General features: G+C 45.4%; 20 protein-coding genes. 14 read left to right on the forward strand and 6 right to left on the reverse strand.

What is annotated here, in order from left to right; translation table 11 throughout:
- Positions 1-150: 150 nt before the first annotated feature.
- A complete protein-coding gene (locus KDM92_RS13290) occupies positions 151-1,989 on the forward strand; it encodes a DUF885 domain-containing protein (protein ID WP_230408350.1) in 1,839 nt (612 codons plus the stop codon).
- A 256-nt stretch (positions 1,990-2,245) separates the two neighbouring features.
- Positions 2,246-2,521 (forward strand): hypothetical protein, encoded by a 276-nt coding sequence (locus KDM92_RS13295; protein WP_189347208.1) that lies wholly within the window; start codon positions 2,246-2,248, stop codon positions 2,519-2,521.
- Here KDM92_RS13295 and KDM92_RS13300 read toward each other — a convergent pair whose 3' ends face one another.
- Positions 2,522-3,166 (reverse strand): YcbK family protein, encoded by a 645-nt coding sequence (locus KDM92_RS13300; RefSeq protein ID WP_212684952.1) that lies wholly within the window; start codon positions 3,164-3,166, stop codon positions 2,522-2,524.
- 186 nt (positions 3,167-3,352) lie between these two features.
- Here KDM92_RS13300 and KDM92_RS13305 point away from each other — a divergent pair, with 186 nt between their 5' ends.
- On the forward strand, positions 3,353-4,105 hold the full coding sequence (locus KDM92_RS13305; protein WP_230408351.1) for a phytanoyl-CoA dioxygenase family protein: 753 nt from the start codon (positions 3,353-3,355) through the stop codon (positions 4,103-4,105).
- Between the two features lie 133 nt (positions 4,106-4,238).
- On the opposite strand, the gene KDM92_RS13310 is transcribed toward KDM92_RS13305, so the two are convergent.
- The 3 genes from KDM92_RS13310 to KDM92_RS13320 all read right to left on the reverse strand — a co-directional run bounded on the left by KDM92_RS13310 (position 4,239) and on the right by KDM92_RS13320 (position 6,057).
- A complete protein-coding gene (locus tag KDM92_RS13310; RefSeq protein WP_212684954.1) occupies positions 4,239-5,045 on the reverse strand; it encodes a MipA/OmpV family protein in 807 nt (268 codons plus the stop codon).
- 357 nt (positions 5,046-5,402) lie between these two features.
- Positions 5,403-5,720: a hypothetical protein gene (locus tag KDM92_RS13315; protein ID WP_212684955.1), complete on the reverse strand. Its 318-nt coding sequence runs from the start codon at positions 5,718-5,720 to the stop codon at positions 5,403-5,405.
- A 1-nt stretch (position 5,721) separates the two neighbouring features.
- Positions 5,722-6,057, reverse strand: a complete 336-nt coding sequence (locus KDM92_RS13320; protein ID WP_212684956.1) for a RebB family R body protein — start codon at positions 6,055-6,057, stop codon at positions 5,722-5,724.
- A gap of 239 nt (positions 6,058-6,296) precedes the next feature.
- Between KDM92_RS13320 and KDM92_RS13325 the strand changes: the two genes are divergently transcribed.
- Positions 6,297-6,827 carry a hypothetical protein gene (locus KDM92_RS13325; protein WP_212684957.1) on the forward strand — a complete coding sequence of 177 codons (531 nt, stop codon included), beginning with the start codon at positions 6,297-6,299 and terminating at the stop codon, positions 6,825-6,827.
- 188 nt (positions 6,828-7,015) lie between these two features.
- Here KDM92_RS13325 and lysA read toward each other — a convergent pair whose 3' ends face one another.
- Positions 7,016-8,272 carry a diaminopimelate decarboxylase gene (gene lysA, locus KDM92_RS13330; protein WP_212684958.1) on the reverse strand — a complete coding sequence of 419 codons (1,257 nt, stop codon included), beginning with the start codon at positions 8,270-8,272 and terminating at the stop codon, positions 7,016-7,018.
- 129 nt (positions 8,273-8,401) lie between these two features.
- Here lysA and KDM92_RS13335 point away from each other — a divergent pair, with 129 nt between their 5' ends.
- The 10 genes from KDM92_RS13335 to pssA all read left to right on the forward strand — a co-directional run bounded on the left by KDM92_RS13335 (position 8,402) and on the right by pssA (position 19,792).
- Positions 8,402-8,851, forward strand: coding sequence for an Lrp/AsnC family transcriptional regulator (locus KDM92_RS13335; RefSeq protein ID WP_212684959.1), 450 nt, complete (start codon positions 8,402-8,404; stop codon positions 8,849-8,851).
- A gap of 258 nt (positions 8,852-9,109) precedes the next feature.
- Positions 9,110-10,378, forward strand: a complete 1,269-nt coding sequence (locus KDM92_RS13340; RefSeq protein WP_212684960.1) for an efflux RND transporter periplasmic adaptor subunit — start codon at positions 9,110-9,112, stop codon at positions 10,376-10,378.
- Positions 10,379-10,466: 88 nt separating this feature from the next.
- Positions 10,467-11,195 (forward strand): ABC transporter ATP-binding protein, encoded by a 729-nt coding sequence (locus KDM92_RS13345; protein WP_189347228.1) that lies wholly within the window; start codon positions 10,467-10,469, stop codon positions 11,193-11,195.
- Positions 11,196-11,210: 15 nt separating this feature from the next.
- On the forward strand, positions 11,211-12,524 hold the full coding sequence (locus KDM92_RS13350; RefSeq protein ID WP_212684961.1) for an ABC transporter permease: 1,314 nt from the start codon (positions 11,211-11,213) through the stop codon (positions 12,522-12,524).
- Between the two features lie 17 nt (positions 12,525-12,541).
- Positions 12,542-13,789: an ABC transporter permease gene (locus tag KDM92_RS13355; protein WP_212684962.1), complete on the forward strand. Its 1,248-nt coding sequence runs from the start codon at positions 12,542-12,544 to the stop codon at positions 13,787-13,789.
- A gap of 200 nt (positions 13,790-13,989) precedes the next feature.
- The gene (locus tag KDM92_RS13360; RefSeq protein WP_212684963.1) at positions 13,990-15,327 is read left to right on the forward strand and encodes a sigma-54-dependent transcriptional regulator; all 1,338 of its coding nucleotides are present in this window, start codon (positions 13,990-13,992) and stop codon (positions 15,325-15,327) included.
- 138 nt (positions 15,328-15,465) lie between these two features.
- Positions 15,466-16,875, forward strand: coding sequence for a sensor histidine kinase (locus KDM92_RS13365; RefSeq protein WP_212684964.1), 1,410 nt, complete (start codon positions 15,466-15,468; stop codon positions 16,873-16,875).
- A 163-nt stretch (positions 16,876-17,038) separates the two neighbouring features.
- Positions 17,039-17,590, forward strand: a complete 552-nt coding sequence (locus KDM92_RS13370) for a cob(I)yrinic acid a,c-diamide adenosyltransferase (RefSeq protein ID WP_212684965.1) — start codon at positions 17,039-17,041, stop codon at positions 17,588-17,590.
- Between the two features lie 76 nt (positions 17,591-17,666).
- The gene (locus KDM92_RS13375; protein ID WP_212684966.1) at positions 17,667-18,245 is read left to right on the forward strand and encodes a DUF5946 family protein; all 579 of its coding nucleotides are present in this window, start codon (positions 17,667-17,669) and stop codon (positions 18,243-18,245) included.
- 185 nt (positions 18,246-18,430) lie between these two features.
- Complete coding sequence (gene pssA, locus KDM92_RS13380) at positions 18,431-19,792, forward strand: CDP-diacylglycerol--serine O-phosphatidyltransferase (RefSeq protein WP_212684967.1); 1,362 nt, start codon at positions 18,431-18,433, stop codon at positions 19,790-19,792.
- A gap of 129 nt (positions 19,793-19,921) precedes the next feature.
- On the opposite strand, the gene KDM92_RS13385 is transcribed toward pssA, so the two are convergent.
- Positions 19,922-20,824 (reverse strand): dienelactone hydrolase family protein, encoded by a 903-nt coding sequence (locus tag KDM92_RS13385; protein WP_212684968.1) that lies wholly within the window; start codon positions 20,822-20,824, stop codon positions 19,922-19,924.
- Positions 20,825-21,122: the final 298 nt, after the last annotated feature.

Here is a 21,122-nt window from a genome sequence, read left to right on the forward strand (position 1 = left end):
ACCTAAAAATGAAATGGAGACATAGTGAAAACGCTTACCTCAACACTAGCAATAGTGGACGCAACTAAGAACGTAAATAAGAACGCAAATAACAATCCAACTAAGAACGTAAATAAGAACGCAAATAACAATCCAACTAAGAATGTAGCAATGCAGTTTATAACTAAACTTGGCATGGCTTTGCTTAGTGCTGGTTTAATTAGCACACCAGTATTTGCAGGAACGATGTCAGAAGGCTCGCTTGTTACTGCGCCAGTGAGTGTGCCTTCTAATGCTTTGAGTAGCGCCACTTCGACCTCCTTAGAGGCGCGTTTGCGCCAGTTAGATAGCTTGCTGGAAGAGCAATGGGAGTATGGTTTAAGAACCAATCCTGAATATGCTTCGATGTTGGGCGATAAGCGTTTTAATGATCAATTGCGTGACTTCTCACAGGCTGCGATTGACGCGAATCTGAAAAAGAGTCGAGAATTTTTACGTCGCTTTCAAGCGATCGACGCTACAGGATTCGATGTTCAGCAAAAGTTAAATAAAGATCTCATGGTGCGTCAATTGCAAGAAGAGTTAGCAGCTGCACGTTTTACACCTTGGCAGATGCCAGTATTGCAGAATTCTGGTTTGCATTTAGATACGCCTGAGCTAGTGTCGATGTTGAGTTTTGCTAGCGTTAAAGATTATGAGGACTACATCGCACGCTTAAATAAGCTGCCAACATTGTTTGAACAAACGATTTTGCAAATGCGTAAAGGCGTAAAAAATAAACTAATGCCGCCACAATTTTTGTTGCCCAAGATCGCGCGTCAGTGTGAGGATATTGTGGCAATGAGTATGGAGACATCACCGTTCGCAAAACCGATCATGCAGTTTCCTGCAACATTTTCTGATGCGGACAAGCAAAGACTTAAAGCGGAAGTGTTAGCAGCAATCCAAAATAAGCTGATTCCTGCGTATAAAAACTTTGCTGACTTTGTGCGTAGCGACTATGCGCCGCATGGACGTCAGCATGTTGGTTTGTGGTCTTTGCCGAATGGTGCGGCGCGTTATCAATTGCAAGTGAAGACGCAAACCACGACGAATAAAACACCTGAGCAAATTCATCAAATTGGTTTGCGTGAAGTTGCTCGTATCGAAGCAGAGATGTTAGCCGTCGCCAAGAAATTAGGATTTGCCGATTTAAAAACCTTCAATGCTGCGATGGAAAAAAATCCTGACTTGCATCCAAAGTCACGTCAGGAAATTCTTGATCTGTACGGCAAATATACCGATCAAATGTATGCAAAAATTCCTGAGCTATTTGGTCGTTTACCAAAAGCCAAGGTCAAGATCATGGCGGTAGAAGAGTTCCGCGAGAAGGAAGCGGCTGGTGCTTCGTATAACCCCGGCGCTGCAGATGGTTCGCGTCCTGGGCATGTCATGGTTAACACCGGTGATTTTGCCAATCGCATGACTTTGTCGATTGAGACCACCGCATTGCATGAAGGTGTGCCTGGACATCATATGCAAATCGCCATCGCACAAGAGCTAGAAGGTCTGCCAGCTTATCGGCAACAAGGCGGCAATAATGCCTATGTTGAAGGTTGGGCTTTGTATTCTGAACGACTTGGACGTGAGCTGGGATTCTTTCAAGATCCGTATAGTTTCTATGGTCATTTGCAAGATGAGATGTTGCGGGCGATTCGTTTAGTGGTCGATACCGGCTTACATTATAAAAAATGGGATAGACAACAGGTAGTCGACTTTTTCCGCAATCATTCGGGTATTGAAGAGGTTGAAATTCAGAGTGAAACAGATCGTTATATCGCTTGGCCTGGTCAGGCTTTGGGTTATAAGATAGGCCAATTAAAAATCCTAGAATTGCGCGATTATGCGAGTAAGACCCTAGGCAGCAAGTTCAGCTTAAAAGAATTTCATGACGAAATTTTGGGTGCTGGTGCTTTACCTTTAGATGTGCTTGAGGCGAGGATTAAAGCTTGGGTTGCAAAAAAATCTTGATAGCCTGATTAGTTGTGATTGCTAGTGATTAGTTGTGATCCGTTGTGAAGAGGAATGATGAAGACTGATCACGAGATGAAGTTAATTGAATTGCATTTCTGTAGTACTAGAAGTGAATAAAATTCGCAGAACGGACGATGAAATTTGTGGTTTTATCGTCCGTTTTTGTTTTTTCTAGGGGAAATAAATTTCTCAATGATGAACGCGCGAGTAGAATCAAACGCCAGTAGTCCTTTTTGCATAACAAGGAGGCGGTATGAGTGGATTTGCAATGCCAGTGTATATGTTGGAATTTACGCCCAAGACCATCGCCTCATTGCTATCGCAGGCAGCGATCGAAGGAACCGTGGTTAATCTCGATGTTTATGCGAGAAACGATCTGGCAATCAAACTCGAAGCTAGCGGCCAGCGGTTGAAAGCCACTCCAGAGTTATTTCGAATTACCACTGTGCGTGATGGTGTGACTAATGAACACGACTGGAACTTCACGATATTGCGTGAGTCTGCAGATCGCAGCCGTAAGAAAAAATAGCTATCCCTTCCAGCTTCTTTGTAATCCAGTATCTGTGTGTATCCAACCACCGCGGCTGCTAGCACGGAAATAAAATCCTACGCCGCCTTGCTTAAAGCTTTGAATGAGCTCGCCCAAGACTTCTTCATGCAGATCACCGATGCGAATATCGGCAGCCCGGCCTTCTAGATGCAAAGATTTTCTTGCTGCAGGAATTCCATCTTCACGCAATCTTTGATTTGACTCCGGAGTTCGATAAGCCGACAACACTTCTAAAGGCTTCGTCATCCCGAAACGCGCGATGAAAGCTTGAGTTGCCCATAAAGTTTCTAATAGTTTGGGATCAATACGCGCAGTTTTCTTGCCATGCACATCGCGCAAAATATGACAGAACTGTTCATAAGCTGAATCGATTACTTCACCATCTTTCCAATATAACAGCTTCAGTCGTTCGCCACTCGCCGGACGAATTAAATCTAAAGTCCGCGGCTTGAGCCAAAATTCAAGGTCGAGTACTTGCGCATCAAATAAATCAGGAGGCGGTGTTAGTTTGCTGGTTTTGTTATCAGCATCTTGTGCTTGGCTGAGCAAAGGTCGGCTACCGATCACAAGTCCAGTAGCGGTTAGCAACAAGGATTTTTTTAAGAACTGGCGACGATTTTGCATGGTGATGGCATCAAAAAATTCAGATGAGAAATTCTAACGGCTTAAGAAGGTTTTGCGTACTTTATAGTTTCATTTCTTTTTACTATTTGTCCCGGTAGATGCAAGGTGGTATTGGCTAGTTACCCTATAATGCATGTTTTGCTGTGCCATCTGCTTTATTTGCTCCTCTATATTTTTGATTGCATTATGTTGACCTCCCATCAAATTGACCAATTTCAGCAACAAGGATTTTTGGTTTTACCGGCCTTCACTTCGTCTGAGTATTGTCAGCAAGTGTTGGACTTTGCGCAGCAACAATTGGATGTGGTTGCATTACCGATTGAGTACGAGGCAGATACTCGTTATCCAGGAGCGCCATTATCACGCGATGCGGAAGGCGGTCAGACAGCAAGACGCTTACTGCAAGCCTATGCACGTTCTACATTGCTGGCGGATTGGGCTACGCAAGCGAATTTGGCGCAAGTATTGACCCAACTGTTAGGCAGTGGCGTCAAAATGTCGCAAGTTCATCACAACTGCATTATGACTAAGCAAGCACGATTTTCTAGTTTGACTGGATGGCATCGTGACAGTCGTTATTGGCATTTTCAAAAACCAGAATTGATCAGTGCTTGGCTGGCATTGCGTGACGAGAAAATTGAGAACGGCTGCTTACTTGTGTTGCCAGGTTCGCACCGTTGGCAAATTGAGCCAGCACAGTTAGATAGCGCGCAATTTCTACGTGCTGATGTGACGGCAAATCAAGCCTTATTGAAACAAGCTATCAGCGTGCCTTTGCAGCAAGGCGATGTCTTACTTTTTTCGAGTAACTTGTTTCATGCGGCCGGTTGTAATCAAACCAGTCAAACCAAATTCTCGATGGTGTTCACTTATCGTGCACAGGATAATTTACCGATACCGAATTCGCGTTCAGCGAGTTTGCCCGAAATCGCCTTGTAAAAGAATGGGGTACTGTACTTAGAAAACAAGGACAGTACCCTCACCAACTACACCGTCCAAACTATTCACGCTTCATATGCATCTCAAGCAAAGAAGCGATAAAAAATCAGCTAGAGCGGAATTAGTCACCGCGTTAAAAGTGATAGCTGACTGCACCAACGATACTTGACGTGCGGGTTTTCTCACTTAGTGGACTAGCCTTTGCGTCTCCTGCGAGACGGTCACTAGTGACGATGAGACTGAGTGAAGTTCGTTGATCGACCATATAAGATACGAATGCAGAGACATAAGTGTTACGTAGTCCCGCTTTTGGCGTATAGATTTTGTGTGAGGAGCGCGCCGCTTGCGCTGAGTTGATACCGAAAAAAGATTGCATGTAATTGTCGTTGGCATAGCTAGCACCGAGGCTGGCACCAGCCCTGAGGTTTTGGTTCCAAGACTCATTAAAACCTGCGCTTAAATCGAATAACAGTCCCTTCCTATCATTGCCTGCGCCGTAGCGTACTGAGCTGCCGAAGAAAGTATTGGTACTTGAATTGAAGGTGAAAAAAGCACCAACTTCTGGTCTTGCATCAATGTCCCCTAAGCCGCGTAAAAGCTTGGCACGCTTTTCTTTACGCCCGATATCTCCAGTTACACGCACACCGTAGTTGAATTGCGGATCAGCAGAAAAATTATAGCCAAGCCCATTGGAGCCGCCTGCAAACCAACCATTGCTCCATTGGTAGTCAACCACAGGCACAATCAGTTTGCGATTTTTCGCGGAGCCTTGATATTCGGGAGTAGAAATCCCAGCAACGCCAAGCATGCCACCACTTTGTCCTGGCGCTGCCGCATTGAGTTGAACAGTATTAAACATTTGCGCCGATGCTTGAGCGCATACAAGGCTGACAGCAAAGCCTGCTGCACTGAGAAGAATTCTTGGAGCTAGATATCGCATGTATTTTCCTGATTTGAGTAAGTGATTCAATTTGGCCAGTTTTACGCCCACTGACCTCATATGGTTAGTTAGGCATAGAACAGGTGGAGTGGATTGTAAAAAACACTTGTGCAAATCGCATTGGCAAAGAGACGAAGCTAACTATTTTTGTCGTCAATTGCTGGAAAAATGACGTGAGTGAGTTTATTGAGAATGATGATACTGATTCAATTGGCCAGCAATTTAAGAACAGCTTGTTCGAATCAAAAGTCGGAGAAGCTGTTCAGATCTCGGCAAAAAAAATGCGCCAACAAGGCGCATTTTCTTAGGTGAAGCAAGTGATAGATGATCGAGCTTTCGGTACCAAATTGCCACTAGTTAAAGCTTCTTGAACTCGGTCAAAATCTCGACACAGGCTTTTCCACTTTTGACTACATATTCTTGATCAAAAGTGATGCTTTGCTGAATTGCTGTGAGTAAGGCTTGACCATGTTGGTCGCCATCAGCAATTTTTTGCATCGCCAAACACAGCGCCGAGGTGTACACCATGTAATTGTTGCGCTGTAAGTTCGCTGCATCGATCAGTATCAGGTTGACGGTGTTTAAGGCTGCAAGATAAGCCATCGATTCGGTTGGCAGCGCTTGCTTGTCTGTGGCGCCCGCTCCCTCTGAGGTCATCGCATTTGGCGAACTCATCTCAACTCCCTGATTTCGCTTTTAGCTGTGCCAATTCAGCAGCAAGAGCGTTGATTTTTGCTTGCATTTCATCTTGCAGGTTCGCACCACTTGGCTCTGAGCTTCCCGTGCCGCCTTTATTGGTTTCAAACAGTTTTGTGATGCCTAAAGTTGTCGCCGCTTGATAGGTCACATTTGCTTGTTGTTGAGCATAGACAGCATTGGCGGCTGCCATCGCCACCGAGTTACCGATGGTTTGATAAAGACTTCCCATTGCCATCGCTGGAGCCTCTGCCAAAACTTTGACATTTGTTTGTGTTACAGCATCAGTGATTTGAGAATTAACGGTATCGCCCATAAGAATTTCCTTTCTTTAGTTGAAATGATCTCTTTACTTTGTACTGCGCATTGATTGTAGTAATGATTATGTGTAAATGCACGAAATAAATACAAAATAAAAATATTGGTGATTTTCCATTGCAAGAAAATGGAACAAGTGGCGTGTTTGGTCGAATATGAGTGAGTGATAGCTTAATTTGTTTGTTTGAAGATTATGTACAATGATGCTACTTTTGCTTATTTGAAATGAAAGCTAACATGATGACATTCGAAATCGCTCCGGTTGGCCTAAGCGCTTATTTCGTTTTAGCGGGAATTGTGCTGTTTGCCGCTTGTGCTCCTTTGTTTTGGTTAAATAAGGATGGAATCGCGGTATCAATGCAGAAGTCACTGATCGCTTTGGTGATAACTGCGCCGATTATTCTCGGAATCGCCTATACGATGCATGACAACGCTTTCGACTTACAGGGTAAGAATGTCTTGGTGCGCGCTGATTATTTTTATCGTTATGAGCGTAGTCTTGATGAACTCGATTTGAGTCGTGCACAGATCGGCAGCTATCAATCGATTCCAGCAGCACAATTACATCTGCGTCGCAATGGTCTTGGTTTGCCGGGTATGCAAGCGGGACATTTTTCAACGCAAGATGGAAAAGCGATCTTTGCTGCTATGACGGATCAAACACAAGTGCTGTATTTGCCAGCAAAATCAGGCGCATCATTGCTGGTGAGTGTGCAGAATCCAAGTGCGGTATTGGATGCATTGAAGCGTGCGCAATCGGAGGTTTAGTTAAAGCGCATGTTTTCGTTGCGAGCTTGTCGACCTAATCTCGCCAACTAAATATCAGCGTTGGTGTCAGGAATAAATGACTATATAAATTCCTGACCAGCTTTGAAGTAAAAACAGAAACAGCACCAGATGAGTCGCATGCTACCGTTGATAACAATGCGCTCATCCTCATGCTGAGATTTCTATGCTCATTTCACTTCTAAATCGACTTCCAAGTTGATCAATTCTTGTATTGTTTGTCGACGACGAATTAAATGCAGTTGGTCTGCATCAACCAGCACTTCAGGAATCAAAGGGCGCGAATTGTAGTTGGATGACATGCTAGCGCCATAAGCTCCAGCATCATGGAAGACAATCAGATCACCCACTTCACAAGTAGGTAAATCTTGATGTGTAACGACACCGCCTTCTTCTTGCGTAAACACATCGCCCGATTCACATAAAGGACCCGCGACCACGCTTGGACGTAAGGGGCCAGAACGTAAATTACCGTCAGCCGTGTGTGCGCTGATGCGATGATAACTGCCGTACATCGATGGACGTACCAAGTCATTGAATCCCGCATCGACGAAGATGAAATAATTCTCGCCCACTTGTTTTTGTGCGCGCAGCTCAGAAATTAAAATGCCTGATTGCGCGACTAAAAATCGACCGGGTTCAATTTCCATACTAATTTTGTGTCCCAGATGGGCTTCGATCTGTTGACGTGCTGTGTTCCAGATTTCAAAGTAGTGTGCGGTATCGACTTCTGGTTCATCGGCTTGGTAGGGAATCGATAAACCACCACCAATCGAAATCGCTTGCAGATCGAGTGGACAAGCCTTGACTTGATGAATCATCGCATCACAAACGCTTTGTAGGTGATCGTAATCGACACCCGAACCAATATGCATGTGCAGACCAACTAATTGCAAACCATATTGTTGGATGAGGGCATAGGCTTGCGGCAGTTCTTCATGCCAGATGCCATGTTTACTCTGCTCGCCACCGGTGTTGGTCTTGCGGCTGTGGCCATGTCCAAATCCAGGATTAATACGTATCCAAACTGGGTGACCTGGTTTCGCTTGCCCGAGTTGTTCTAGCATTTGTGGTGAGCCGCAATTGACTGGAATATTCAATTCGATCACACGCTCGAGTGCTTGGCGATCGAGTAAATCGGCGGTGAATACGATAGGGGCGTGCGCCTGATTGGCGGCAGGATCAAAGCCCGCCACCAGCGCACGTTCCACTTCACCTAGAGAGACCGAGTCAACAAGCACACCTTGCTCACGCATTAGTCGCAGAATATGAATATTGCTGCATGATTTCTGCGCAAATCGGATCACATCGAACTGGCGTAGCTGCGCTATCTGCGCACGTATCGTCGCGGCATCGTATGCCCAGCACGGGGTTTGGTAGTCTTGTGCAATTTGTTGAATTTGTTGGGCGGTGATTGCATTGGCCATGGCAATAATCCTGAATTTTTACATTTGAGAAGCAGTACTTTAGCGCGTACAATGGAGAAACGACATGGGGACTCAATGGGGAAAAGCCGTTTTCACCATGAAATCAACAGAAATTATTGGGTTTGGCTTATGAATCAAAAAATTGATCAATTTGATAAAAAAATCCTGCAACTTTTGCAAGAAGATGCACGTATGTCGCATGCCGAAATTGGGCGGAAAGTCCACTTGAGCCAACCTGCTGTTTCTGAACGTATCAAACGTTTAGAGAGCAATCGGGTGATTCGTGGCTATCGCGCTGAAATAAATCCGAAAGCTTTGGGATATGACATCACCGCCATGATACGCGTCTCAACACAGCAAGGACGCCCTTACGCCGACTACGTTGCAAATTGCCCTGAGATTATCGATTGCTATACCGTTACCGGTGAAGATGGCGCGGTGATGCGCGTGTTGGCGACTGACGTCGATCACTTGCAGCGCATTATCAATGAGTTGAATGCCTTTGGCTCGACTTCAACAGCGATCGTCTTGACGACGCATGTGTCGGGTAAATCGATTGCGGTGCCAAATGTCGATTAAGTTCGAATCTATCGTCGGTACTCATCGCATGCTTCAAGCGTTTTGCAACGCCCTCTATCAACAAATTTATCTAAACGTATTTGAAACGCACTTGTCCGCTGCTGTCCATAAATGAAAGTTTGGACAAGAACGGACACAGTTCAATCAAACTTACTCTGAAACAAAGTCTATATAAATCAAGCGTTTATGCGTAAAAATCTGTGTGGCACGCTTCCTGCTAAAGAGTTAAACATTTGATTAACTCCCGGCAGGAACCACATGATTCGAGATACCTCAGGTCAAGACGCAATACTTGCAGCACCTCCAGTTTGGCGTCGAAAAAAGATTTGGCTACTTGGCTTATTCATAGTCAGCTTTTTGATCATCGGCTTCGCGCTTTTGCGTGCCTATGGTAATAGCTCAAAGTCGATTAACAGCGCCCGTATCAAAGTCGCGCAAGTTACACGCGGTACTTTGGTGCGCGATGTTGCTGTCAATGGCCGCATGGTCGCAGCGATCAGTCCAACTTTATATTCCACAGCCTCAAGCACCGTCACCTTAAAAGTGAAAGCAGGTGACATGGTGAAAAAAGGCGACATCGTCGCCGAACTAGAGTCGCCTGATTTGACCAGCTTACTCAAGCGTGAGCAAGCAATTTACGATCAACTTGAGGCTGAAGTTGCACGCCAAAAAATTCTCGCCCGCAAACAAAAATTGATTGCCCGTCGTGATGCCGATCAAGCCGAGATCGAACGGATCACTGCCGCGCGTACTTATGAACGCTTTGAAAAAGCAGGTCCATCCGGCGTGATTTCTAAGATTGATTATATGCGTGCACAAGACGCCTTAAAGACTGCGGAAATTCGCGCCAAACATGCTGAGGCCGCAACCCAGTTAGAGAACGAAGATGTTGATTTGAATCTCAAAACGAGGATGGCGCAATTGGAGCAACAACGCCTATTACGCGATGACGCCAAGCGCAAAGTTGAAGAATTGAGATTGAAAGCACCGGTGGACGGCATGGTTGGTACCTTATCAGTTGCTAACCGCAGTGTGGTCGCGGCGAATACTGCGCTGATGACCTTGGTCGATTTGTCGCAACTCGAAGTGGAATTGGAAATTCCTGAGACTTATGTCGCTGACTTGGGACTCGGAATGACAGCAGAGATCACCATCAATGGCGTGACGGCAAAAGGAAAATTATCTGCCTTGTCGCCTGAAGTAGTGAAGAACCAAGTGTTGGCGCGAGTACGTTTTGACGGTACCCAACCATCGGGTTTGCGTCAAAGCCAAAGGGTATCTGCACGTTTGCTGATCGAAGAGAAACCAAATGTCTTAATGCTGGCACGTGGTCCATTTGTCGAGAGTGAAGGCGGTCGTTTTGTCTACGTAGTTGAAAACAATGTCGCCTATCGTCGCCCATTCAAACTAGGAGCAACCAGTATCTCAGCAGTTGAAATAATGGATGGATTAAAACTCGGAGACAAGGTGGTTGTTGCTGGTACCGATCAGTTTGAGAACGCAGAAAAAATCTCGCTTAATAATTAGTTGAAACCAAATTCAAAAACAAAGAATCGCAGCAAAGAATTAAATTAAATAATCGAAGTTAAGAACGAATTTAAAAAAGGAAAATGCCATGTTGCACATGAAAAATCTGAGCAAAGTTTATCGCACTCATATGATAGAAACCCATGCCTTACGTGGCTTTGAGATTCACGTCAAGCAAGGCGAATTTGTGACGGTGACTGGGCCTTCGGGATCGGGTAAAACTACCTTCTTAAATATCGCAGGCTTACTAGAGAATTTTACGGGCGGCGAATATTTGTTAGACGGCGTTAATGTCACTGGCATGGATGACAATGCGCGTACCCGCTTGCGTAATGAGAAATTAGGCTTCATTTTCCAAGGCTTTAATTTGATTCCCGATTTAAATTTGTTTGATAACGTCGATGTCCCATTGCGGTATCGCGGTTTGCCAGCAAAAGAGCGTAAAGAACGGATCGAAGATGCTTTAGCACAAGTTGGCTTGGCTTCACGTATGAAACATTATCCTGCCGAGTTATCAGGTGGACAGCAACAGCGTGTCGCGATTGCGCGCGCCTTGGCGGGTTCGCCACGCTTATTACTTGCCGATGAACCGACCGGTAATCTCGATACCCAAATGGCGCGTAGTGTGATGGAACTATTAGAAGAAATTAATGCGCGTGGCACCACGATTTTGATGGTCACGCATGATCCAGAATTAGCACTGCGTTCACAACGTAATGTACATATTATCGATGGACAAGTGTCCGATCTGGTGCGCAAAACACCTAGCCTCGTGGTCGAACATGACAATGTTAAGACCAATTTGCATATCGCATAAAAGGGCAGAGCTATTATGTTGACTTACTATTTTTTTCTCGGTTTGCGTAGTTTGAAACGCAATCCTGCACTGACTGCTTTAATGGTGTTGACGCTCGCAATTGGTGTTGCTGCAAGTGTTTCAACACTCACTATTTTGCATGTGATGTCGGGTGATCCGATTCCACAAAAGAGTGATCGGCTATTTACTGCGATTCTCGATCCGGGCCCAAAGGAAGGTTACACACCAGGTGATGAACCAAATGACCATCAATTTACCTATAAAGACATAAGTAATCTTCTCGAAAGTAAGCAGGGTGTTCGTCGTGCTGCGATGTACGGAATTGAGGCAACGGCAGAGCCAGCGCGTAAAGATCTAGGTGCTATCTCGATGGAAGGCTTAGCGGTAACCGCAGATACATTTGCCATGTTTGAGATTCCTTTTGTTGCAGGACAGGGATGGCAAGCTTCTGAAGATAAAAGTTCTGCTGATGTGGTAGTCCTGAGTAAGAAAATGGCAGAGAAATTTTTTGGCAATTCGAATCCTGTTGGGCAAAAACTTCGTCTGTTGAAAGGTGATTTTACGGTGATAGGGGTTAGCGATGATTGGGCACCCAAGCCAAAATTTTATATATTTAATGGACGTGAAGCTGCGTTTGTAGAAGAGCCTGATTTCATGCTGCCTTTGAGTAACGCGATTCGTCGTGAAACTGCACACTCCGGTAGTATGGGGTGTACTGGCAGGCAAGATCCGGGTTGGGAAGGAAGATTAAATTCTGAATGTACTTGGTTCCATTTTTGGTTTGAACTGAAATCCTCCAGTCAACGCGCTGAATTACAGAACTATTTGGACAGTTACGCAGCGGAGCAGTTCAAGTTAGGGCGCTTCCAACGTCAGGCGAAAAATCGCCTGTTTAACGTACGTGAATTCTTGGTTGAAATGCAGGTGATAGGAGATGATAGTCGCTTGTCGGCCTGGTTGGCATTTGGTTTTCTATTGCTTTGTTTGGTTAATACTGTTGGTTTATTGTTGGCGAAGTTTTCAGTGCGTGCTTCAGAGGTCGGTGTCAGACGCGCATTGGGAGCCTCACGCAAGGAGATATTTACGCAGTTTTTGATTGAGACCGCAGTGGTCGGTTTGGTGGGCGCATTGTTAGGTGTGTTACTTGCAGCAGGAGCTTTGCAACTGATTGCTATGCAATCGAAGGCTTTGGCTGTAGTCGCACACATGGATTGGGCGATGTTAGGTCTGACTTTCTTCATGTCGGTCAGTGCAGCGATAATCGCTGGCTTGTTGCCCACTTGGCGTGCTTGTCAGGTGACACCAGCTATCCAACTTAAATCGCAATAAAAACGAGAGCAATAATCATGAAAACAATTTTTTCTCTACGTCCGATCTTCTCCGCGCTAATGCGCAATAAATTGGGACCTGTGTTAGTCGCGTTACAGGTGGCGTTAAGTCTAGCGATACTTGTGAATGCGATTTACATCGTAAATCTACGGCTTGAAGTTGCAGCGCGTCCCAGCGGCATAGCAGACGAGCAGGAAGTATTTCGCGTGAATATCAGAAATCAGATCTTAGGTGGACATGAAGATCAGGTCGCGCTTCAAAAGCGTGAAGCAGAAACAATACGTGCGGTGCCAGGTGTGGTTTCAGTTGCTCGTGTCAACTCTATTCCTGTTTCACGTTCGGGAAGCAATACGTCATTGGCAGTTGATCGAAAACAAGATGTTCCTACGGCAGTAACAGGGATGTTTGTGTCCCCCGACTCTTTAGTAAAAGCTTGGAAATTACGTTTAATCGAAGGGCAGGATTTTCAGGGGTCGGATTTTGGCGAAATCAACCCTAACGTGAGTCGTGACTTTGTGAAAAAAGTAATCGTCAGTAAAGCCTTGGCGCAAAAACTATTTCCAGGGCAGTCACGTTTTGTAGGAAGGGAGTTTTTCTTTGGTACTGGCAGCAATGCCAATGCAGTAACAATTATTGGTGTAGTTGAAACCCTGCAAACTTCTGGGGCACAAGCAACACAAAATGGTGAGTTTGCCACACTTCTCCCAGCCCGAATCACTGGTCAGATTTGGGATGGCTACTCAGTGCGCGCGGAATCGGGACAGCGTGATCGTGTGATGAAAGAGGTCGAAGAAGCCTTGCGTAAAGCTTCGGCGACTCCGGTTTATGTGAAAGCGTCGAGTATGGAAAAATTTCGCGATGATCGTTATCGTAGTGAAAAAGGTTTGGCGTGGATGTTGCTCGCAGTAAGCTCGTTATTGGTAGTGGTGACTGCCAGCGGCATCGTCGGTATGAGCACCTTATGGGTAGCACAGCGTCGCAAACAGATCGGTATTCGTCGGGCACTAGGTGCGCGTCGTATCGATATACTGACTTATTTTATCGCAGAAAATTGGTTGATTACGACGGGCGGTATTGTGTTTGGTATTGCGTTAGCAATTGGCTTGAATCAGGTATTGGTGGGACAATTCGAATTGCCGAAACTACCGGTATCTTACCTGGTTCTGTCACCGCTAGTATTTTGGATATTGGGTGTAATTGCAGTGTACGCACCTGCTTGGCGAGCCGCAAGTATTTCGCCAGCGACAGCGACTCGTGGGGTATAGTGTTTAATTTAATTTGATGATGCAAAACCCTATATTTCGAATTGATATTGTTGAACTCGTAGGGCGGATGAGACCCGCGTCGATCAAGTACATGGTTGCTTATCACCGCAGATTTCAACCGCTTTACATATTGGATATTTAACTTAAAAGTGCATAAGTGAAATGAACAGCTTTTTTAATCCTCTTTTGATGTGAATCTCATGCCCACCGTTTTGATTATCGACGACAACCCTAGTATCGCTATTGCCTTGGATGTTTTACTGTCTTTGCACGATATTCAAAGCATACAAGTGCAATCGCCAGAACAGGGCCTCGCTGTGTTGCAAAAGCATGCGGTTGATTTGGTGATTCAGGATATGAATTTTACGCAGGACACTACGTCGGGCGAAGAGGGTATTACTTTGTTTAAACAAATTCGTGCCGCACATCCTGATTTGCCAGTCATACTGTTAACTGCATGGACTCATTTAGATGCTGCGGTTGATCTGATTAAGGCGGGCGCAGCGGACTATTTGGCGAAGCCTTGGAGTGATCAAAAGTTGATCGCCACCGTGAAAAACTTGATTGAGCTTGGGCAAAGTAATCGTAGTTTGCAAAATAAAATACAGAAAGAGCGTAAGCATAAACGTGAATTAGAAACGCAGTATGATCTACGTGATTATGTTTGGGCTGATGCTGCGACAGAGAGTGTGTTACGCATCGCTTGCCAAGTGGCGAAATCCGATGTGTCGGTATTGATCACCGGACCCAATGGTGCGGGTAAAGAGCGTATCGCTGAAATTATCCAAGCAAATTCAAAAGTAAAAGATGGCCCCTTTGTTGTCTTGAATTGTGGTGCGATCCCTTCCGAACTGATTGAGGCGGAATTATTCGGTGCGGAAGCAGGGGCTTATACCGGGGCTAGTAAAGCGCGTGAGGGAAAGTTCGAAGCTGCTGATGGCGGCACTTTATTTCTTGATGAAATTGGTAATTTGCCGCTTGCCGGTCAGGTTAAGTTATTGCGTGTGTTAGAGACAGGGCGTTTTGAACGCTTGGGTTCTAATCGAGAACGACAAGTCAAAGTACGCGTATTGAGTGCGACCAATGCGGATTTGTCAGCGATGATACGTGGCGGACAATTTCGCGAAGACTTGTTTTATCGTCTAAACGTCATTCAGCTAAATTTGCCAGCTTTGGCGGATCGCCCAGACGATATTTTGCCAATTGCAAATCAGTTTCTTGAAGCGGGAAAGACTTTGAGTGCCGCTGCACAGTCGAGTTTGCTTGCGCATCCGTGGCCAGGTAATGTACGAGAGTTAAAAAACGTGATGCAAAGAGCGTGTCTGTTAGCGAGTGGTGACGAAATACAGGTACAGGATTTAGGTCTGCCTGCGGCAAATTTTGTGTCACCCGCAAACGATGTGGAACCAGATCGCGAAGCGATAGAAGCAGCTCTGAGTAAAGCAAAAGGTGTAGTGGCACAAGCTGCCGCTGAGTTAGGCTTAAGTCGGCAAGCGCTTTATCGTCGTATGGAACGATTGCAGATTTCTCGCCCCTGATTCCTTGCCGCTAATACTTCTGATTTGTTAGCGCTCAGTATTTCGCTGAAGAATATGTTCATTCTGTAAGCGCGGCTGTTTAGTTGAGTAATTGCAGATGACAGCGCATAATTTGCTTTCTTTTTTTGCCCTCATCAAATGAATTTACCGCCATTCAATAAAACGGTTACGCAAACCAAACCGGCGCCAACCAGCCTTGTGCGTGGCTGGCGCTTTTCTTTGGCCGCACGTTTATCGGTCTTAGTGATTGCGATTGGTGTTGCTAGCACAGGTTTGGTGCTGGGCTTGATCACGATGTTTCCAAACGATATTAGCTTAGTCGTTGGGATTTGTTTGTTGCTACTGATCCCGGTGTCGATAAGCCTGGTACGAGCGCAATTGCGTCCTATGTTAGCTCTATTTCGTGCAATGAGTGGCACCGTGATTAGCTATCAAGATCGTGATTTTTCTTTTGGTCTACATTGGCAGCGGAATGACGAATTAGCTGATTTGGTTGATGCACATAATGAACTTGGCAGCGTGCTGCGTGAGCAACGATTGGATTTGGTGCAGCGAGAATTATTATTAGACAGCATGTTGCAAAATACGCCGGTTGCGATGGTTTTGTTGGGGCAACGAGGACATATCGTTTTCGGAAATATTACGGCGCGACAATTGCTCAATCAAGGCAAGAAATTAGAAGGCAATAGTCTAGAAACGATACTACAACAAGTATCGCCATCCTTGCGTGAGGCGATGGCACAGGGCGGTGATGGATTATTTACGGTCAGCGCGCAGACCGATGCACAAGGCGCGGCCTTGCGTACGGACGCCGAAGAAGATGAAATTTATCATCTATCACGACGTCATTTTATTTTGAACGGCATTGAGCACGAGTTACTTTTAATCCGTCACCTAACTGTGGAGTTGCGTCGGCAAGAAGTGCAAACTTGGAAGAAAGTGATTCGTGTCATCAGCCACGAGTTAAATAACTCTTTAGCGCCGGTGGCATCACTTGCTAATTCCGCGGGGGCTTTGATTGAGCGTGGTCAATATGAACGTTTGCCGCAGATCATGAAGACGATAGAAGAACGCGCCCAACACTTGGAGAATTTTATCCATGGTTATGCACGATTCGCTAAATTGCCAACGCCACGATTAGAAAGTACGTATTGGCCTGAGTTTATACAGCGTTTGCAATCGCAACTGCCGTTTCGGGTGGTCGGTGAGCTACCGCAGATCATTGCGCATTTTGATCACGCGCAGCTTGAACAAGCCCTGCTGAATTTGTTAAAGAATGCGATCGAATCAGGATCGCCTGCTGATGGCGTGACGCTAGAAATTAAGAGCATCGTTGACGGTGTCCGTATCGAAGTTGGTGATCGAGGTGTAGGGATGAGCGATACGGTGATGTCAAATGCCTTAGTGCCTTTTTATTCGACCAAACGTAACGGCACTGGTTTGGGACTCGCGCTAGCCAGAGAAATCATCGAAGCGCATGGCGGGCGCATTAGTCTGAATAATCGTGAAGGCGGCGGTTTGGCGGTTAGTCTGATTTTGCCGCATTGAACACATTTAACGCGCTTGGAACTGAAAGCTTGAGTCCGGTGCGCCAAGCTAATGAATCTACAAATCTACTGCTCAAAATACCCCGAAGCGAATAAGGGGCATGCACGCGCAATTAGAAAATTCGCGTATCCTTGCAGTTTCTTTGATCTCTTGAATAAAAATTATGGGAAACAGACTTTCAAAAATCGCGACACGAACTGGTGATGCGGGTACAACTGGTTTAGGTGACGGCAGCCGTATTGATAAGGATGCATTGCGTGTACATGCGATGGGCGATGTGGATGAATTAAATTCTCACATTGGCGCTCTGATTTGTGAAGACATTCCAGAGACGATGAAGCAAGAATTGTTTTCGATTCAACATGATCTGTTTGATATGGGTGGCGAGCTGTGTATTCCTGGCTACACCATGATTACTGAGACTCAGGTGTTGCGCTTGGATTCCTTGCTTGCTAAATACAATGCTGATTTGCCACCACTAAAGGATTTTATTTTGCCAGGTGGTTCGCGCGCAGCTTCGATGGCGCATGTTTGCCGTACCGTTTGTCGCCGCGCAGAACGTGCGATTGTCAGTGTTGGCAAAGCTGAGCAGATCAATGAAGCACCGCGTCAATATATGAACCGTTTATCGGATTTGTTGTTTGTCCTATCACGCGTGTTAAATCGCTATGCTGGCGGCAGCGATATCTTGTGGGAAAAAGAGCGTCAACGCTAGTTTAATTTTGCTGCCTGTTTTATGATGACCATGTAATTCTGATGCACATCGTAGTAATGCTAAGTGGAGGTCAATCATGCCAAAATGGTTAGAGCAGGCAGCTAAAAATGACTTAGAGATCTTGGAAGATGGTCAGTGCCAATTATGTGGCTCGGACACTTTGCACGGCATTACCGAATGTGTTGCTACCGCCGGAAAAATCACGCACAAGATTAGCCAAGAAAAAGGCATACAACACATGACGATTTTTTTGTGTGTTGATGCGCACGCCTTGCAACACACCTTAATCCACGGTCGTTGGAATAATCACTTTCACCTTACTCGCTTGCATCTGATACTACGTCATCAAGTTCAATGGACTTATGATTTGACCACAGTATTAAATGAAGTCTTAGACGCGTATAAATTGAAGCACGCTGACGAACGCATTGTCGATCCCGACCAAGCACATCGTTCGACAATCACCGTGATTGATGTTGACGCTAGTCATGATGAAGATGAATATGTGCGTTTAGTATGGCAGTGGGCTGAGCAAGTTTATACTTCTTTTGCTGATAGCCATCCAATCGCTCAAAGTCTGGCTGAATTGTTTTTGCAGAAATGTGAAGCGATAAGTAAGGACAGTCAACAAACTGCGGATGAAGAAAGTGAATAAAGTGCGCACAAAGATGATGCGGCGTTCTTTGTCGATTTTATCGTGCTTATCTATCAGGTGTCGCTTATCGAACTAGCGAGTTAGTAACGAGTTAATCCCGTTGAATCGTCGTTCCTGTTTGGATTTGTCGCCGCCTCAAATTCTTAATTTAATTCTCATCCTCATTCTCTTAAGTATTGGTATTCATGCGTTTTTTTAAACCACGTAGTTCCTTTCTTGATCTGCCTGCGGTGAATTTAACTGCGCAGGCGATTCAAATTCTTCATACAGCAGCCGAATTCAAATCTTGTTTGCTACAGCAGATTGCCGAAGCAAAGTCGCATATTTATTTATGCAGTCTGTATTTGCAACATGATGAGGCAGGGCAGCAAATTATCGATGCCTTATATGCTGCTAAACAAGCCAATCCCGCATTGGAGATTGTGGTGTTTGTTGATTGGCATCGTGCACAGCGCGGTTTAATTGGCGAGCAAAAAATCCCGGGAAAAGTTGCTGGTAATGCCGCTTGGTATCAAGCGCAAAGCGCATTGCATGATGCAGCTATTCCGATTTTTGGCGTGCCGATTCAAACCCGTGAGTTGTTTGGTGTATTGCACTTGAAAGGTTACGTCATTGACGATTGCGTGATCTATAGCGGCGCCAGTATCAATAATGTGTATTTGCAGCAGTTTGATAAATATCGGCATGATCGCTATTGGGTGATTCAACAAGCTAGCCTTGCACAAAGTATGCTGGCGTGGATGCGTCGATATTTTCTAGAGACTGGTGCGGTACGTCGTTTAGATCAAGCGAGCTTGCCTGCAACACGTGAGATCGGTTCTGAGATTAGACAATTGCGTGAGCAATTGAAATCGGCAGTTTATGAATTGCCGAGTAAGCTTACAGTCGGTACAGCACAACAACTCACGGTAACTAACTTAGTTGGGCTTGGTAAGAACAATTTTCTGAATCGTCAGATTTGTAATTTACTGGCGGCAGCAAAATCAGAGATTTGTATATGTACTCCCTACTTTAACTTCCCAATCGCTATCACGCGCGAGGTCAATCGTGCGCTTAAACGTGGTGTTAAAGTGCGCATTATTGTTGGTGATAAAACAGCCAGTGATTTCTATATCCCGCCTGAGCAAGCATATAAGGCGATTGGCTGTCTGCCGTATTTGTATGAAATGAATTTGCGTCGATTCGCAAAAAAGCATCAAGCGGATGTAGATGCAAATCGCTTGCAGATACTGTTGTGGAAAGACGGTGAAAATACCTATCACCTAAAAGGCTTATGGATTGATGCGCTATACACTTTGGTGACCGGGAATAATCTCAATCCTCGCGCGTTCCGATTAGATTTGGAAAATGCATTGTTGTTTACCGATCCGCAAGCAGAACTACTGCCACAACGCGAAGCGGAAATAACAAGCATCATGCGACATACGAGTCCGGTACAACATTATCGTGACTTAGAGAAGTTGGCTGATTATCCACCGAAAGTTCGTCAACTATTAGCACGGCTAAGTCGAGTGCGTTTAGATCGATTGGCTTACCGCGTTTTATAGCAGTAAGGGCTTATGAGGTGAATGTTCACAATGGAAGCGGTCTTCATTGCGATGACTTCACTGCGGCTGTAGGGCTAACTATGCGCTACAGCCGAGTTTGCTACACTATTCAATAAACCGAGTTTAGCATTAATTGCGTAAAGTGCGATTGAATAATTCTAAGGTTCTCGACCACGCCAAGCTTGCGGCTGCTTGATCGTAGCGCGGTGTCGTGTCGTTGTTAAAACCATGTTCTACACCTTCATAGACAAAGCCTTGGTACTTGATGCCAGCCGCTTTCAAGGCTTCTTCATGTTTAGGCCAGCCCGCTACCAAACGCGTGTCTTTGCTAGCGTGATGAACCAAGATCTCGGCTTTGATATTTGGTACGGCTTCTAAAGCAGGCGCCCCGCCATAGAAGGGAACCGCCGCCGCCAGTTCAGGAATCTTAGTCGCTAGAAAGTTGGCGATCGCACCACCATAACAAAAACCAACGACACCTACCTTACCATTGCCACCTGCAATGGTTTTTAAGATGCCAGTAGCAGTGATGAAGTCTTCTCGCGTTTTTGCTTGATCGAGTTTCGGGAATAATTCGCGTGCTTTATCTTCGCTACCTGGATAGCCACCGAGCGGGAACAGGGCATCGGGTGCAAAAGCGATAAAATTTTCTAAGGCGAGACGACGTGCGACATCTTCGATATGCGGGTTCAAACCGCGATTTTCATGTACCACCAACACCGTTGGTAAAGGACCTTTCGCATTTGCAGGTTTGACTAAATAGCCACGCAAGGTACCGTAACCGTTCGGTGATGGATATTCAACATAGGTCGCAACCAAACGTGCATCATCGGGACTAATTTGCTGCGCCATTGCGAAGTTAGGGCTTAATGCAAGCAACAATCCTTCGGCTGTCATCGCGCCCGCTGCATACTTACCAGCGGAACTTAAAAAGCCGCGACGACTAATTCCACCATGCACGTATTGATCAAATAGTTTTAAAACTTCTGGGTGAAAATCTTTGGCACTTTGTTGTGGAAATTTTTGTGACATTCTTACTCTCCTAGCCGTTGTTGGGAATTGTTCGGATTGTACGCATGAGTTGTTGAAAGCGATGATTTGCTCACGCACATTACGATACACATAAACGAAAAACTTTGCATGGAAGCGCTTCGTCAATGCATTGGAGCGATTTCTGAGTAAAAGCACGCAATCGGTTTGCCATGGGGGCCTGGAATCTTGACTGTCGTCTTTTAGTGACTAATTGGTACACCACCTGATCGACTCTTTACTTGCCTTTGCATCGTTTCTTGTGGCACATTTGCTTTGTAATTTTTCTTGTTTTAGATGT

The organism is Affinundibacterium baiyunense, from assembly GCF_018139645.1.
GTDB classification, from domain to species: domain Bacteria; phylum Pseudomonadota; class Gammaproteobacteria; order Burkholderiales; family Burkholderiaceae_D; genus Undibacterium; species Undibacterium baiyunense.

Bases quoted from the DNA above. Each gene is read 5' to 3' on its own strand.
- KDM92_RS13290 (WP_230408350.1), top strand. From the start codon at position 151: ATGCAGTTTATAACTAAACTTGGCATGGCTTTGCTTAGTGCTGGTTTA.
- KDM92_RS13295 (WP_189347208.1), top strand. From the start codon at position 2,246: ATGAGTGGATTTGCAATGCCAGTGTATATGTTGGAATTTACGCCCAAG.
- KDM92_RS13300 (WP_212684952.1), bottom strand. From the start codon at position 3,166: ATGCAAAATCGTCGCCAGTTCTTAAAAAAATCCTTGTTGCTAACCGCT.
- KDM92_RS13305 (WP_230408351.1), top strand. From the start codon at position 3,353: ATGTTGACCTCCCATCAAATTGACCAATTTCAGCAACAAGGATTTTTG.
- KDM92_RS13310 (WP_212684954.1), bottom strand. From the start codon at position 5,045: ATGCGATATCTAGCTCCAAGAATTCTTCTCAGTGCAGCAGGCTTTGCT.
- KDM92_RS13315 (WP_212684955.1), bottom strand. From the start codon at position 5,720: ATGAGTTCGCCAAATGCGATGACCTCAGAGGGAGCGGGCGCCACAGAC.
- KDM92_RS13320 (WP_212684956.1), bottom strand. From the start codon at position 6,057: ATGGGCGATACCGTTAATTCTCAAATCACTGATGCTGTAACACAAACA.
- KDM92_RS13325 (WP_212684957.1), top strand. From the start codon at position 6,297: ATGATGACATTCGAAATCGCTCCGGTTGGCCTAAGCGCTTATTTCGTT.
- lysA (WP_212684958.1), bottom strand. From the start codon at position 8,272: ATGGCCAATGCAATCACCGCCCAACAAATTCAACAAATTGCACAAGAC.
- KDM92_RS13335 (WP_212684959.1), top strand. From the start codon at position 8,402: ATGAATCAAAAAATTGATCAATTTGATAAAAAAATCCTGCAACTTTTG.
- KDM92_RS13340 (WP_212684960.1), top strand. From the start codon at position 9,110: ATGATTCGAGATACCTCAGGTCAAGACGCAATACTTGCAGCACCTCCA.
- KDM92_RS13345 (WP_189347228.1), top strand. From the start codon at position 10,467: ATGTTGCACATGAAAAATCTGAGCAAAGTTTATCGCACTCATATGATA.
- KDM92_RS13350 (WP_212684961.1), top strand. From the start codon at position 11,211: ATGTTGACTTACTATTTTTTTCTCGGTTTGCGTAGTTTGAAACGCAAT.
- KDM92_RS13355 (WP_212684962.1), top strand. From the start codon at position 12,542: ATGAAAACAATTTTTTCTCTACGTCCGATCTTCTCCGCGCTAATGCGC.
- KDM92_RS13360 (WP_212684963.1), top strand. From the start codon at position 13,990: ATGCCCACCGTTTTGATTATCGACGACAACCCTAGTATCGCTATTGCC.
- KDM92_RS13365 (WP_212684964.1), top strand. From the start codon at position 15,466: ATGAATTTACCGCCATTCAATAAAACGGTTACGCAAACCAAACCGGCG.
- KDM92_RS13370 (WP_212684965.1), top strand. From the start codon at position 17,039: ATGGGAAACAGACTTTCAAAAATCGCGACACGAACTGGTGATGCGGGT.
- KDM92_RS13375 (WP_212684966.1), top strand. From the start codon at position 17,667: ATGCCAAAATGGTTAGAGCAGGCAGCTAAAAATGACTTAGAGATCTTG.
- pssA (WP_212684967.1), top strand. From the start codon at position 18,431: ATGCGTTTTTTTAAACCACGTAGTTCCTTTCTTGATCTGCCTGCGGTG.
- KDM92_RS13385 (WP_212684968.1), bottom strand. From the start codon at position 20,824: ATGTCACAAAAATTTCCACAACAAAGTGCCAAAGATTTTCACCCAGAA.